General features: G+C 54.7%; 11 protein-coding genes. 1 reads left to right on the top strand and 10 read right to left on the bottom strand.

Going from position 1 to position 15,237, the window contains the following annotated elements; all coding sequences use genetic code 11:
* Positions 1-16 precede the first annotated feature (16 nt).
* Positions 17-487, top strand: coding sequence for a Spy/CpxP family protein refolding chaperone (locus BMX75_RS10070; protein ID WP_092827584.1), 471 nt, complete (start codon positions 17-19; stop codon positions 485-487).
* A gap of 275 nt (positions 488-762) precedes the next feature.
* Here BMX75_RS10070 and BMX75_RS10060 read toward each other — a convergent pair whose 3' ends face one another.
* The 10 genes from BMX75_RS10060 to BMX75_RS10015 form a co-directional block, all read right to left on the bottom strand.
* On the bottom strand, positions 763-1,473 hold the full coding sequence (locus BMX75_RS10060) for a M48 family metallopeptidase (RefSeq protein WP_092827582.1): 711 nt from the start codon (positions 1,471-1,473) through the stop codon (positions 763-765).
* Positions 1,470-4,586 carry a type I restriction endonuclease subunit R gene (locus tag BMX75_RS10055; RefSeq protein ID WP_092827580.1) on the bottom strand — a complete coding sequence of 1,039 codons (3,117 nt, stop codon included), beginning with the start codon at positions 4,584-4,586 and terminating at the stop codon, positions 1,470-1,472. Before BMX75_RS10055 ends, BMX75_RS10060 begins: the two co-directional genes overlap by 4 nt.
* A 3-nt stretch (positions 4,587-4,589) precedes the next feature.
* Complete coding sequence (locus tag BMX75_RS10050) at positions 4,590-6,074, bottom strand: Fic family protein (protein WP_092827578.1); 1,485 nt, start codon at positions 6,072-6,074, stop codon at positions 4,590-4,592.
* Between the two features lie 180 nt (positions 6,075-6,254).
* Positions 6,255-7,136 (bottom strand): Kiwa anti-phage protein KwaB-like domain-containing protein, encoded by an 882-nt coding sequence (locus tag BMX75_RS10045; protein ID WP_092827576.1) that lies wholly within the window; start codon positions 7,134-7,136, stop codon positions 6,255-6,257.
* On the bottom strand, positions 7,129-7,509 hold the full coding sequence (locus BMX75_RS10040) for a hypothetical protein (RefSeq protein WP_175474727.1): 381 nt from the start codon (positions 7,507-7,509) through the stop codon (positions 7,129-7,131). Before BMX75_RS10040 ends, BMX75_RS10045 begins: the two co-directional genes overlap by 8 nt.
* 147 nt (positions 7,510-7,656) lie before the next feature.
* Positions 7,657-9,006, bottom strand: a complete 1,350-nt coding sequence (locus BMX75_RS10035) for a restriction endonuclease subunit S (protein ID WP_092827572.1) — start codon at positions 9,004-9,006, stop codon at positions 7,657-7,659.
* The gene (locus tag BMX75_RS10030; RefSeq protein WP_092827570.1) at positions 9,003-11,777 is read right to left on the bottom strand and encodes a type I restriction-modification system subunit M; all 2,775 of its coding nucleotides are present in this window, start codon (positions 11,775-11,777) and stop codon (positions 9,003-9,005) included. Before BMX75_RS10030 ends, BMX75_RS10035 begins: the two co-directional genes overlap by 4 nt.
* 56 nt (positions 11,778-11,833) lie before the next feature.
* Positions 11,834-12,271, bottom strand: coding sequence for a DNA polymerase III subunit chi (locus tag BMX75_RS10025; RefSeq protein WP_092827568.1), 438 nt, complete (start codon positions 12,269-12,271; stop codon positions 11,834-11,836).
* Positions 12,272-12,342: 71 nt separating this feature from the next.
* Complete coding sequence (locus BMX75_RS10020) at positions 12,343-13,455, bottom strand: branched-chain amino acid aminotransferase (protein ID WP_092827566.1); 1,113 nt, start codon at positions 13,453-13,455, stop codon at positions 12,343-12,345.
* 147 nt (positions 13,456-13,602) lie between these two features.
* Positions 13,603-15,138 (bottom strand): leucyl aminopeptidase, encoded by a 1,536-nt coding sequence (locus BMX75_RS10015; RefSeq protein ID WP_092827564.1) that lies wholly within the window; start codon positions 15,136-15,138, stop codon positions 13,603-13,605.
* Positions 15,139-15,237: the final 99 nt, after the last annotated feature.

Genomic DNA, 15,237 nt, shown 5'->3' with positions numbered 1-15,237 from the left:
GCAATTGGAGTTTTTGATGCAGCTAACCAAGCTTTTGGTTCCAGCAGTCACCGCACTGGCATTCAGTGTTCCTGCCATGGCCCAGCAAATGGGTGGCGGAGGCATGGGTGGTGGTACTCCCAGTGTCGATGACCAGGTTAACCAACTCGACAAAATGCTGGATCTGGATGACGGTCAGAAGGATGAACTCAGCAACCTCTTGACCCAGATGCAAGATGAAAGCAGTGCCAAGCAGCAGGAAGCCCGAGAGCTGCAACAGCAACTCAGCGAGCACGTCCAGCCCGATTACGATGAAGCGGCCATTCGCGCTGATGCGGAGCGTCTTGGTGATCTAACGGCCGAGATGACCGCCGATAGCGTCATCATGCAATCTCAGATCGAAGACGTGTTTACTCAGGAGCAGCGCGATCAACTGGATGAGGCCATGGCTCAGCGGCGGCAGCAAATGCAACAGATGCAGGAGCAGATGCAACAACAGGGAGGCTAAGGCGAAGACGCAGTGATAGAGACTGTCTTCTCCATTGATGACCCCGCCACGTGCGGGGTCACTCGTTTGTGGCGGATGATAGCCACGAGCTTCTTTGAAATGTCGGTTGCTCGAACAACCTAGCTTAACGGTAGTCGGAGCGGCTTAGTCATTACCCCAGCTTATGCGGTACGACCTCATGGCCGAGTTCTTTATAGCGCTGCCAGCAGGCTCGTTTGGCGACCAGCACTTGCTGATTTCGGCGGCTATGTCTCACTTATCAGAAAAACGGCACCTCACCAGATTTCCGCCTTCAAAGGCAGCGCATTCAGCTCATCACGCGCTTCGCGCCACCCCGGATAATGTCGATCCAGTAGTGCGATAAAGCGCTCGTTGTGCGTGGGCTCAATCAAGTGTGCCATTTCGTGAACAATAATATATTCCAGCAGGTCTCTGGGCTTTTTCACCAGCTCGGTGTTCAGCCGGATATTGCCCGCCCGGTGGTTGCAACTGCCCCATTTGGTTTTCATGCGCTGAAGGTAATAACGTTTGACGGTGACGTCCAGTTTTGATTCCCAGCGTTGGATCAGCGGTGGGACGGCCTCGTGGAGCTGGAGTTTATGCCATTCATGCATAACTTGGGCACGTTTTTCGAGGCTGCTACCGGGCCTAACCCTTAGCGTGATGCGCTTGTGGTCGAGCATGATGCAGGGGCGGGCTTCTTTCTCTTCGACGTTCAACAAATAACGTCGGCCCCAGAGATAGTGACTCTCTCGCTTAATGAACCTTCGGGGCGTTTCCCGATCCTGCTGCTGGAGCTTGGACTGCTGACTGCGAATCCAACCTAGTTTTGAAATCGCATAGGCGCGGGCCACCTCAAGACGTGTGTTGGTGGGTGCGACCAACGTCACCCTGCCTTCCGGGGGATGAACGGATAGGTGGACATTGCGCACCGTCTTGCGGGTAACGGCAATGAGTATGTCGCCCAGTTCGATGGTTTCGGTCATGTGTAACCATTCATGTTTTTGAGTAGGTCAAAAACCGCCTCGGTCGCTTCGCGGTTCTTGTTGAGCAGCGGGTAGAGCACGTTGAGTACTTGTCGCTCCTTAACCTCGTCGCCCTTCCAATGCGCGGGCACTTGCTCGCGCATGGCGGCATCAAGCCGAAGTGCCAACTGCGCCCATGGATCCATATATTGCGGCGGCTTTTCGGCCAGTTTCTTGTCATCGACCGATTCAGGTGCCAGATGAGGCAAATTTCTGAACAATACCACTGCCTCATGCTTGCCTTTCAATATGCTGGGTAACTCGTTTGATGCCTGACCTTCGCTCATTTTTTTGGCCAGTTCCTCAGCCCTTTCTAGAAACTCCTTGTAGGAGGCTGTCTCAGAGCGCCACTCTTCGATCAAGTCGTTCAGCAACGTCGACATTTCTTCATAAAAGCGTGGGTCGGTAAGCTGCTCGCGGATAATGGTTTTGCGCACATTGTTAATGATGCCTTCGGCCACCGCGTTGTTTGAAAGCTTCCCTTTGGCGTTGAGCTTTTGGGCAATCGCATCGTGGATGCCGGTATTTACAATCAGTTCCACCAGCGAGTAGGTATCCACTGAGCCCATGCTGCCCGCAGGGTCAGCCTGAATATAAGTGTTGATCAGGTGGCGCATGTCAGCTTCAAAGGGCTTGATATCCAGCTCTTCACCGGAATGGCGTTTAATCGCGTCGCGGATCTCGCTGTAAAACGCTACTTCGTCGTTCAGCCGTTGGATGTCGTTCCCGGAATAGCCAGCTTCGTCCAGGTGCTGGGTGATATTGGCGAAAGCACGCACAAAGCTGGTGACTGCTTTGTAAAATGAAATCCGTAATGTTTCGGTGTTATCCAGCGCCTCGGGGTTGTAAGTCTCGCCACAGAAATAATGGATGTGCTGTTCGATATCCTTGGGTGGCGGAACGGGGTCGCAGAGGTAATGCAGGGCTTCACGGGTGGTTTCAAGCGTCTCACGGCCTTCCTTCAGCCAATCTTTCAGTTCGATGTTGTTCTCCGCCTCACTGCCATCATCAAGATCCAGCTCGTCCGAGCTGTAGACTGCGATGGCATTCTGCACATCGCCGAACAGCTGCTTGAAATCGACAATATGGCCATAGTCCTTGTCATCGCCATCCAGGCGGTTCGTGCGGCAGATAGCTTGGAACAGGTTGTGATCGCGCAGTTCGTTATCCAGGTAAATATAGGTGCAGGTAGGTGCATCAAAGCCAGTGAGTAGTTTGCTTACCACAATCAACAGTTTGCAATTGGCCGGTTCTTCCTTGAAGCGGCGTTTCATTTCATCTTCGTATTGTTTGGTGGACTGGCCATCCGTTAATACGTGGTGCCTGTAGGTATCAAACTTATAACGCTCACCGCTGTGTTCCGATTCCCGAGAGATGGCGTTGTGGTTGGGGTCGAAAGACGTGATGATGCCGCAGTATTTGCCAAAATACGTGTTTTGAAACAGCCGATAATAATGGCAGGCGTCATAGATGGAGGCCGCCACCAGCATGGCTGTCCCCCGGTTGTTATTTAAGCGCTGCCTACGGCTGAAATCCTCGATGATATTAGCAATGATTCGTTCCTTTCGCTCCTTGGCGCTCATCAAGTGTTCCAACGTTGCCCACTTGTTGCGCAAGATCGCCTTTTGATAGTTGTTCAGGTTCTTGGTGGCGTTCTCAAACCAGGTATCTACAGCTTCTTGCGAGGTTAGCCGCTGGGGCACATTCCTGGCCTCATACTTCAAATCAAGAACGACTTTGTCGGCTACCGCCTCAGGGAACTTATAGGTGTGGATGTAGGTGCCAAACACTTCCCGCGTGGTCTGCTTGTCTTTGCGTAGCAGGGGAGTGCCGGTAAAGCCGATAAAAATGGCATCCGCCAGCCAGCGCTTCATCTGCTTGTTCAAGTGGCCGCCCTGAGTGCGATGGCACTCGTCCACGAACACGTAAAAGCGCCCCTGTACCGGCGGCGGCTCTCCCTTGAAGTCTGATGGGTCGAACTTATGTACTAGGGCGCACAGCAAGCGGGGCGTGCTGGCACTCAACTTTTCCACAAACTGCGCTCGGGAGCTGATGCGGGGGGAGGGCGCGTCTTCTCCTACGACGCCAGCGTTACGCATGACGCCGACAATCTGCTGGTCAAGCTCGTCACGGTCGGTCACCACCAGAATGCGGCCGTCTGGGTCATGCTCCAGCAGCCACTTGGCCAGTAGCACCATCAGAATGCTCTTGCCGCTGCCCTGGGTATGCCAGATCACGCCGCCTTCGCGTTTGGCAACGCGTTCTTGAGCCGCCTTGATGCCAAAATACTGATGGGGGCGCGGTACCTTTTTCTGCCCGGCATCGAAGATCACGAAATTACGCATCACATCTAGCAACCGCCCTTTGTTGCAGAGCTGTGCCAGCGGTCGATCCAGCAGCGCCCCCGGGCTAATGTCTTTTGGTCGCTCCTCGTCTTTCCATTGAACAAAGAATTGCTCTGGGGTGCCGGTGGTAGCGTAGCGCAGCCCCTGAGAGTCACTGCCCGCCAATAGTAGTTGCGAGGTGCTGAAAAATGCCTCGTTGAACATCGGCTCCTGGTTGGTGCGAAGTTGGCGCACGCCGTCGGCCACCTCCACTGAGCTGCGCTTGAGCTCAATGACCACCACCGCTAAGCCGTTAAGGTAAAGCACCATATCGGGCCGCCGCTCATGCCCGCCCTTGAGCGTAACTTCCTCGGCCAACGCGAAATCGTTGTTCTCTGGGTGTACCCAATCAATCAGGTGGACATCTTCGTGGGGCTTTCCTGGACCCAGTAGCACTTTTACCGGGTAGCGCAGCAGGTTATAGGTGCGCATATTGGCTTGGTAGAGGCCTACTCCGGTGACATCAGCGGCGGTTTCCAGCTTCTGTAGGGCCTGTGCAATATGGGCATCCGAGTAGTCCCGCGCCTTCAGATTGGCTCTCAGTAGCGCGGGCTCAATAGCGCGGTTGCCTGACCGCTTGCTCCAGTCGCCCAGATGCCGATAGCCCAGTCCACCGTCTTTTTCAGGCTGAGTGAATAGCGTTACCACGCGGTGCTGTGTTTCACGTTCTGGGCGAGGGTTTACAGGCATAAGTCATCCCTTTTTGTTCTGTTGTTGCAGCCATGCTTGGCCAGCAGCCGTTAGGCGGTATTTTTGCAGGCGGCTATTGGGTTTGTCTGGAATCGTGTATTCGATTAACCCTTGCTCCAGAGCTGGGTCGATATAGTGCTTGCGCACATGAGTACGATCCTTGAGTTTTAGGCGTTCCCTGAGGCTAGCATTCGACAGTTCACCCTCTTCGGCCAGCAGCCCCAATAGCCTCTCCACTGGTGGAGTGACTGGTGGAGTGACTGGTGGAGTGACTGGTGGAGTGACTGGTGGAGTGACTGGTGGAGTGACTTGGTCGGTCACTTCCCCAGACCACTCCGCTTCCGGCCGCCAGATCACCGCGCTGAACTGATTTCCGGCCGGGTCGTCCACTAGGGCAATTTGCGGCCAGGCTTCCAGCGCGCGGGGGATACCGCTGCCCATACCGCGATAGGGTAAGATATGGCTGGCATGTTCGGTGAGCGTAGGATTACGGCGGATGGTCTTTCCTCGGCGAATATCCTCAGCGCTCAGGCTGTCCGGCAGGTGACCAGGGCTTACGATTTCCACACGGTCAGCAAATACCATGATGCGGATCGAAGCGCTAGTGAAGTAGTCCCGGTGGACCAAGGCATTAACCAGCAACTCTTCCAACGCCGTTTCGGGAATCTCCAGCTCACCCAGGGTGTTGAAGCTGCGTCCGTGCTGTACATGGTGCAGGTTACGCTTGATAAAAGCGAAAGCGCCCTGGAACTGCTCCAGCAGGGTGCCTTTGATGTCTTCGCTGTCCAGGTAGCGGGTATCGTGCAGGGCGGTGCCGGGGAAGGCCACCGCCTTCACTTCAAAGGCCGGTCGCCAGCGCTGAGGATTGCGAGCAAACAGCATCAGTCCTGCAAGATTCAACTCCTGGCCATCGCCAAGGCCCAGGTTCTGCAGTAACTGCTCCCGTGTCAGACCAGAGAACTCGCTGCTCTCTCCATAGCGACGATTGAAGTAGGCGGTAAACGCCTTGTCATCGATATCTTCTGCCGAGGTACCTGATACCGGCACCACATCAGCGTAAACTAGCCCGGAGCGCTGGAACATGCGCTGCATCTCTTCACGGGAAGTGACATGCCGTTTGTCGGAGCCCTGCTTAACCCAAATGCGGCCTTGATTATCGAGGTAGGGTTTAGCCAGACCATCGGGCACTTCTATTACGACTACAATGCCCTGATCTGTCTGCACATTTTCAGTCAGCGGATGCACCGGCGGGCGCACATGCTGAGAAGCAGCGTTGCCCAGCAGCTGGTTTAACCGCCGAACCGCTGCACCATCCAGCCCCGCAATTGAGCCGTCATCATTAACGCCCAGAAACAGCCAGCCACCGCCACTGTTGGCAAACGCGGCCATCTCAGCGGCAAGGCCATCCGCGTTGGTGGCATCGCGTTTGAACTGGTGGCGGCTGTCTTCGCCGCGGGCGACCGTCTCCATAAGTTCAGTTATAGTCATGGCATAAGCTGCATCAGCTATCGATGGAAAAATGCTTCAATTTCAGCGTCGGAGAACGTCAAGGCCCCAAAACTGGTGACGGCAGCCCATTGGTGCTCCAGTAAACGGGCTCCAGGCTTTTCGAGTCCGTGCGAGCCGTGCCGCTCGGTGTCAAACGTTAGTCAAGAATCTTTTTGTTCATCAGTCTGCCTCTCGCTTTGAGTTAGTTTCGTAAAGCGTTTCTGTGATCGCGCCCCGAAACAACTCTTCATTGAGGAACTGAAGTAATTTTTTCGCAGCGGCTTTCTCTGCCGGGAAAACAATCTGTTCATTCTCCAGGTGGATGTCGACATCATATCCATTTGACCGTGCCAAGATCTCTGTTGCGGAATAGGCATTGAGAACATCTGAATCATTTAGCATCGCAAAACGCGTACGAAACCACTGGTTGGCTCCTGTCGCAAGTGAATCCACATCTTCCGGCGCCAATAACTCATGGTTCAGTACTTCGCGAATCTGTTGTTCCGTCGCTTCTTCATAAAAGTCCGCGAGTGGCAGGAAGGTGTTAACGGTGCGAAAATTCTGGAACAGTAATTTTTCGTCAGCAGGCGAATACACCGCACTGATTTTCTTATCAAGTGCTAGACCTGGTCGTTGAGGGGTCTCATAGGTGTTGTTCTGTAAAAAAAGAAAACGTCCGGGTTGAATAACATGTGAACGGCTGAAGTTTTGAAACAAGAGTAACTCTTCACCATCACTATTCTGTACGAATGCAACAACGCCCTTCATCGCTTCAAGTAGGGCATCATCGGTTGTGATTGCATCAAGGTTGGGAACAGATTGAGTGGTTTCGTCGGCAATCCAATCTGGCAATGCAAATTCCGACAAAGAGAAACGCTCGTGGAGCTCCGGCTTGTAGCCAGCGTTGAAATCAATCTCCGTAATTTCACCCACAAATGACTGATAAAGGCTTGCCCAGCTTCCGGAAAGTGAGGTCTGCAACGTCTGATGTAATGGAATTCTGCGAAGTTGCATGCCATCGTCTCCCTTTACGATTGCTGCGAGTTGAAAATCTTCAAACATCACTCTCCCTCGTATGTAGGTATATTCCGTGGGCCAAACGAACCGTCTGAATATCAGTCCCAGGCTTTCTTAATTCATCTTTGCTAATTAGTAGGTGGGAAACGCCGTCCCCATTTCTTACGTTGTAGAAGTGATATCCCAGAAGCCCCATCACGGGATTGAAATGGAAGGCGCCAGCATGAGCAATAACCAAGAAAATTACTGCCAGAACATATGCACCAACCAGCCACTCTCCCGTGGAGATGACGCCATCACTAGAGATAAATGGCAACAGGTAAGCCAGTAAGAAGGCGAGCACCTCCTTGTCATTGCGCTCGAACTCTTGAATACGGAAGAGATGTTTTTGTGCATTTTGAGCTGCGTAACGCAGCATCGCCCAGCACAGAAAAACTAGAAGCGCAGCAACCAGCAACCAGCACCCAGCTCAACCATGGTTTTCCTTCTGCATACTGTCGAACAGCAAGGGCGCCTAATATCGGAGCCAGTGAGGTAGAAACAAGCAAGAATCGGGCGACGCGGTTCAGCATAAGAATTCCGAATTCTGCTCAGCCACTTTTAGACGTGTGCGGCCGGTTAGAAGCTCCTGCATCATGGATTGCTTGAGAACTACAGTTTTGGCACGACGTTGTTTTATGGCTTCAACCTCGTCTCCCATTGCTAGAAGAGCTTTAACTATTTCGTTTTGTTCCCTAACCCCAGGGATCCTTAAGGTGAATTTACGCATGTCAGATCCATACAAGTGATAAACCGTGGTACCTGTCACAAGGCGAAGAACTTGGTCATCATCATTTCGAATAATGTAGCTTAGAAAGGTACCATTGAGAGTATGTGGATCTGCGCGAATGACGAGAATATCACCCCCCAAAACCACTTTATCGCTCTTTATGCAGCTGGCTTTTGCCAAACCTGATGGGGTGACATCTGACGTTGGCATTAACACATCATTCGCTACCGAAAGAAACTTATCTCCGCGCGTGCTCGTTCGACTGATGGTCTTTCTGATTTCAACGCCGTATTGAGTAAATAACTCACCATAGTGGATACATTCATACCTTCCATAAGCATCTAGTGAGCTTTTCGGGAGGCCTTTACCTTTGTGGAAGCTGCAAAGCTCGCCCAACTGAGCTTCTTCCCACTCCCCCTCAAAACCCGGCAGTCGGGTTTGACCGGTGAGGAGTTGTTGCATGGTGGCTTGTTTGATGTCGTGCTTTTTAGCTATCAGTCGATCCAGTTCTTCCAGTAGGGCATCAACGTCGCTTAGTGCGGTGGCGATGGCACGTTGCTCTTTCAAGGTAGGAGGAAGAGCCAAGGGTAATTCCCTCACGGTTTTGAGGTTAATACCTGCTTTCGCTCCTTGATCCGTGATCGCATGGAATCTCTTCTGACCTTCTCCAAACGCTAAAAATAGAGCAACAAACTTAGAGCATACGATTTCACTAGGAAATCTGACCAGGGCAATGTGCTGATTAATATAGGCGGGCAACGGGACCGATTCGTCAATATAGCCAATTATCCCAATATCGGCGGTTATCGAAATGAGTAGGTCACCGCGAGCAAGGGATGTCCTATCCCCTTCTTGACCGATATTAGGCACAGACACAAATCGAGTATCGGTTAGGTCAAGGTGAACATTTTCACGGCTCATATTTGTAATGCGAACAAATAAATCACCAAATTTGCTGTAATATTGAGCCCAACCACGTGAGCCACTTGTTACGAAAGGATTCAGAACACCAACTGTTAATACACTCCAATCCTCAGGAATAACACCAACCTCAGTCTGCTTGTAGCCAAAAGGTTCAGTCGGCTTCTCCGCCGTGAATCCATACCCCGGCGATACTTCCCGAACTTCCACTGTTTCGCTGTTCATGCCCACTCGACCCCCATTTTTTTCAGGTGCTTATCCACTTTGGATGATAGCTCCTTCACGCGCTGGGTAATTTGCGGCAGGGGAGTGGCATAGCGCTCTGTTAGTTGGCGTATACGGGCGGTCAGGGTTTGGGAGACGCGTTCCAGTTCACCATGCACGGCGGCTTCTAGGGCGGTGAGCCATTTGTAGTCGACCACTAGAGTCTTGATTTCGTCTTCGGTGAGTTCTGGATATTTATCATGGGCGAGCTGGTCTAGCTCGGCGTCCTGTTCCTTGATTTGAGACTTAAGGCTGCTCTGTTTTCCGATCAGATCCAGATAGTGAGCGAGAGTATAAAAATCGGCCAAAAGCTCAGGTAGTTGGTCAAGGTGTAGGCGCTCACGGTAATGTATTTCAACGCTGGTCAGAATCTGAGCAGCCTTCTTTTCTATAGCTTTCAATTGCTTTTCTAGCAATATATAGCGCTTTAAGGTCTTGTGTTCTTCAACATCGCCTGTTTCATCAAGGCGTGCCTGGATCGCTTTCTGGGTCAGCTTACCTTTGCTATTTCTTAGGGGCTCAAAATAGCCGCTATCAGCTATGGTGCGAAGCTCGATGGCATGCTCTGTCGCTTGTTCGATCAGGGCTCGATAATTGGCGCTGTCTTTAGGGGCTTCTTCTTGCCAAGCTGTTATAAGGGCTTGTCTAAACGCTTCCTGCGCTTCACTCTTGGTTGATACGTCTTTAAGCACTCCCTCTTCGCCGCCGTGCTCTTCTTCCAGCTCGGTGATCTGGCTGACGAGGATGTCCAGCTCGGTTTGTAACGCGTCCAGTTCGGCCTGTTGCTCGGCAAAGTAGTGCGCGACGATGTAGGGCTTGGGCAGTAGGTCGCACGTCCAGCCTTTATCTTTCATCTGGCCTTTTTTCTTGCCGCTGGCGATCTCTTCCTGGATTCGGCGGGTTTTGGCCACCCAGCCGTCGGCGGCGATTTCGTAGGCGTCGTCCTGCAGGGTCTCGTACCAGTAGTCCATCAGGTGCTGGTAAATATCGTAAGGATCCAGCAACGGCGCGTTACGGAAACTGTTGAGCAGGTCTTCGCCGACTTCGGTGATCAGTGCCTTAGGTTGGCCATCTTCGCCGAAGGCTTTCAAGCGAGGGGCGTTGCGCTCGCGCCAATCGTTGAACAGGCCGATAACCTTTTGTCGAAAGGCGGCGAATTCCTGGTGCTCAAGAATTGAGGGTTTAATGTCTGAGGCATCCACAGCCGGGTCGGCGTAACCCATGCGGTGGCTGGGCCGGAACAGTGTTCGGCGGAGTTGTGGAAATACCTGCCAGTAGGCAGCTAGACCGGGTACCGGTGGAATGGCGTGCGGGTCACCGTCGATATCCCGCTCGGGGATACCGCCGTTGAGGTGAGCGTGGATGTCGTGCTGGTCTTCCGGCTCGCTGGTATCAATGTAGCGCGGCAGATTGAGGTTGAAATCATTCTTGGGGTCGGCGATTTCGTCAAACGGCACCATGCGGGCATAGCGCGACACATCCACCTGTTTTTTGAAGGAGTCCACCATGCGATGGATATCCTGCTCGCGCAGGCGGTTTTTATTGCCGTCTTTGATAAAGCCTTTTGAGGCATCGATCATAAAAATGCCTTTCCTTGCCTGTGCGTTCTCTTTATCCAACACTAGGATGCAAGCGGGAATGCCGGTGCCGTAGAAGAGGTTGGCTGGCAGGCCGATGATGCCTTTGAGAATGCCTGAGCGTACCAGTTGCTTGCGTATCACTGCTTCGGCGTTGCCTCGGAAGAGTACACCATGGGGCAAAATCACCGCGCCCTTGCCGGTGCTTTTCATGGAACGAATGATGTGTAGCAAGTAGGCGTAGTCGCCCTGCTTAGCGGGCGGCACACCCCAGTTGAAGCGCTGAAACTCGTCGTCTTCCGGCGTTAAACCGGTGCTCCAGGCCTTATCGGAAAAGGGCGGGTTGGCCACCACGTAATCATAGGTGCGCAGGTCTTGGCCGTTGTCACCCTTAAACTTTGGGCTGGCTAACGTATCGCCCTGCAGGATGTTGGCGCTGGGAAAATTGTGCAGGATCATGTTCATGCGGGCGAGACCGGCGGTGGTCACGTCCTTTTCCTGCCCTTCCAGGGTGATGTATTTGCCCGCTTCGGCAGCCACCTTAAGCAGCAGCGAGCCCGACCCACATGTCGGGTCATAAGCGGTGGTAGCTGCCACGGCGGTCTTCGGCGAAATGCCGATCACCTGGGAGATGACCCGGCTGACTTCCGAGGGTGTGTAGAACTGGCCCTTACTCTTACCGCTTTCGCTGGCGAAGTGGCGCATCAGGTATTCGTAGGCATCGCCCAGAATGTCGTCGTGCTCGGCGCGGTTTTTAGCAAAATCCAGCTCCGGTTTCTGGAAAATGCCAATCAGGTTGGTAAGGCGATCGATCATCGCCTTACCTTCGCCCAGCTTGTTGGGGTCGTTGAAGTCTGGGAAGTCGCTGCGCGCCAGCCGGGCGTTATTGTCGATCAGGGGCTGAATGATCTGGGTATTGATCTTGTCGCCAATGTCGCTCTTTCCCTTGAGCTGAATCATGTCCTTGAAGCTGGCGCCCTTGGGGATGACCACCGGTGGGGCGAAATCGTCCGACTCGGCGTATTTATCTGAAATGTACTTGATAAACAGCATAAACAGGACGTAGTCCTTGTACTGGGACGCGTCCATTCCCCCGCGCAGCTCATCGCAGGAGGCCCAGAGGGAGGAGTAAAGTTCGGATTTCTTGATGGCCATATGGGTTACTTGCTCAACCTAATTTTGATTTTGATCGTACTTGTTTACCAACTATCTCAGCCATTACCCAGCTTATGCGGTACGACCTCATGCCCGAGTTCTTTATAGCGCTGCCAGCAGGCGCGTTTGGCGACCAGCACTTGCTGGTGCTGGTTAATAATCTCGGCAATGCGGGTGTAGCGCTCAATGCCCTCGGGAATATCCGGATGCAGGTTCAGCAGGGCGGTCTCTACCGAGGGCACAGGCAGCTGTTGCCAACCTAGCGTGATCGGCACGCTTGTGGCCATGTCGCTGTCTTCCAGCGCGTGGGGCAGGTAGGCGTCGTCGCGAAAGCCCCACAGGGCCTCGTCGGCCTGTTCCGCCAGGGCTTTGTCCTCGCAGTGAAGGTGCAGCCGGTAGCCCTTGCGGTGGATGGTCTCGGCCAGCTTGCAGGCAAACTGGAGGCGGGCATCCAGCGTTGTGTCCGGCAGGATATAAAAGTCGATACGCGCCATGGCGGATTCCTGGCAGGGCGTCTCAGGGCAGCGTCGCCGCAGGCAATGCCGCGGCGACGCAAGAGGTGGGATTATGCCAGCTGGGTGAGCCAGCCGTATTTGTCTTCACTACGGCCGTACTGGAGATCCAGCAGTTTGGTGCGAATGCGCTTGGCGACTTCGTTATTGCCACCCGCCGTGAGACGAATGCGCTCGTCTTCACTGACCAGCTCGCCCACCGGCGTGATGACGGCCGCCGTGCCGCAGGCGAAGACTTCGGTAATCTCGCCTGAAGCTGCGCCCTCACGCCATTCGTCGATGCTGATAGGGCGTTCTTCCGGGCTCAGGCCTTCGTCTTTGGCCAGGGTGAGTACCGAGTTGCGCGTGACGCCTTCGAGAATGGTGTCGGTCAGGCGCGGCGTCACCAGGCGACCGTCCTTGAAGACGAAAAACAGGTTCATCCCGCCCAGCTCTTCGATCCACTTGCTTTCTGCGGCGTCCAAAAACGCCACCTGGCCGCAGCCGTTGGCGGCGGCTTCCTTTTGCGCTGCCAGTGAGGCCGCGTAGTTGCCGCCGCACTTGGCAAAGCCGGTGCCGCCTGGCGCGGCGCGCTTGTAGTGGGAGGAGAGCCAGATGGACACGGGCTCGATCCCGCCTTTGAAATAGGCGGCGGCCGGCGAGGCGATCACGTAATAATCCACCTCGTGGGCGGGTCGTACGCCCAGAAAGGCTTCCGTGGCAATCATGAACGGGCGCAGATAGAGGCTGCATTCGTCGGCATCGCTTGAGGGCGTGGGTACCCAGACGTGGTCCTGAGCGAGCAGGGCTTTCAGTGAGCCAATAAAATCCTCATCGGAAAGCTCGGGCAGCGCCAGACGACGCGCACTGCGGCGAAAGCGTTCGGCGTTTTTCTCGGGGCGGAACGTCCAGACAGAGCCGTCGGCGTGACGGTACGCCTTGATGCCCTCAAAGATCTCCTGGCCGTAATGCAGCACCGAGGCGGCGGGGTCGAGCGTCAGAGGGCCGTAGGGACGCACCTGATGACCGTGCCAATCGGCGTCGATCGTCCAGCGGATGTGCGCCATATGGTCGGTGAAGTGCTTGCCAAAGCCAGGGTTGTTGAGAATATTGTCGCGAATCCCGTCGGCCGTCGGTTGGTTGGACGGCAGGGCTTCAAAATGAGTATCAAAACTTGCAGTGGGCACGGCTGTCAGTCTCCGCTAGCAACACGCCTCTCAGGGCGACTACTGTAATAAGTGGGGGTATTAAAACAGGCGTACTGGGTAAAGCTCAGTACGCCTTGATATGTTCAGGTTTAACGGTTGTGGCGCGTAAAGGCAACCGCTGGTTGTCTAGTCGTCGCCATTTTCGACTTGGGCGTCGTTTTCGCGGTCCAGCAGATATTGCGTCAGTAGCCCCACAGGGCGTCCGGTGGCGCCTTTCTGCTTGCCGGAGTGCCAGGCAGTACCCGCAATATCCAGGTGTGCCCAAGGAAAATGCTCGGCAAAGCGCGACAGGAAACAGGCGGCGGTAATGGTACCCGCCGGGCGGCCGCCGATATTGGCCAGATCGGCAAAGTTGGAGTCGAGCTGCTCCTGATATTCGTCCCAAAGCGGCAGGTGCCAGGCGCGGTCCCAGGCGGCTTCGCCGGCGTCGAGCAGGTCCAGTGCCAGGTCGTCGTCGTTAGACAGAAGACCGGTGGCGTGGTGGCCAAGCGCGATGATGGCCGCGCCGGTGAGCGTGGCAATATCGACCACGCTCGCCGGTTTGAAACGCTCGGCGTAGGTCAAGGCGTCGCACAGCACCAGCCTGCCTTCTGCGTCGGTGTTGAGCACCTCAACGGTTAGCCCCTTGAGCGTGGTAATGATGTCGCCGGGTTTGGTGGCGGCGCCGTCCGGCATGTTTTCGGCTGCGGCAACGATAAATATCAGGTTCAACTTGGGCTTGATCGTGAGGAGTGCTTTGACCGTGCCGAATACGCTGGCGGCACCGCCCATGTCGAACTTCATCTCGTCCATGCCTTCGCCAGCCTTGAGCGAAATGCCGCCGGTATCGAAGGTGATACCCTTGCCGATCAGGACGTGGGGGGCTTCATCCGCGTTCTCGGCACCATTGTAGCGCATGACGATCAGGCGGCTTGGCTCTCGACTGCCGCGCCCGACCGATAGCAGGGCGCCCGCACCCAATTCGGCAAGCGCTTCTTCGTCCAGAATATCGACGTCCAACGCGCCTTGGGAGTCACGGCCAAGCTGTTCCGCCTGGTCGGCCAGGTAGCTAGGCGTGCACACATTCCCCGGCAGATTGCCCAGCGTACGCGTATAGTTGATACCCTGACCGATAGCGCTACCCTGGTGGGCGCCCTGTCGGGCAGCCTCGGCGTCGGCGGCGTTGCTGATCATCAGGTTCAACTGCGTCAGGCTTGGCGCTGGCGACGGGTTGCGCTTGAACTGATCAAAACGGTAGCTCGCGCGCTCGATGCTTTCGAGCACCTTACGTGCTTTCCAGCCGGTATCGCGATCGGCAAGCGGTACTTCGGTCAGCATGACGCTTGCGTTATCAATAGGCAGTTTGAGGAGCGCCGTCATGGCGGCATCCAGCGCCTTCAGGTACGCCGTTTCATGGCATTTTTCGCGTTCGCCAAGGCCAACGAGCAGCAGGCGCTCGGCACCCAGGCCTGGGGCATACGGCAATAACTGTATGTTCGCGAGGCTGGCATCAACGTCGCCATTGGCCACAAGCTGGCCGATCAGTTGCTCGCTGGCATCGTCGAGTTTGGCAACGGCGGGCAATAAATCGCGACTTTTGTGGTCAGGCACCTTGTAAATAGGGACGACCAGACAGGCCGTTTCTATTTTGGCGGGATTGGCCGTTTGAACGGAAAATTCCATGACGTCTCCAACAAGACAAGCATCGAGGTATTCAGGATAATGACCCAGTGTACCCAAGCACGGCAGGTGTTGCATAACATCCTGCACGACTAGCCGGAG

It is taken from the genome of Vreelandella subterranea, assembly GCF_900111305.1.
GTDB lineage: Bacteria > Pseudomonadota > Gammaproteobacteria > Pseudomonadales > Halomonadaceae > Vreelandella > Vreelandella subterranea.
The sequence above is the reverse complement of the archived record's forward strand: the minus strand, read 5'-3'. Positions and strand labels throughout refer to the sequence as shown.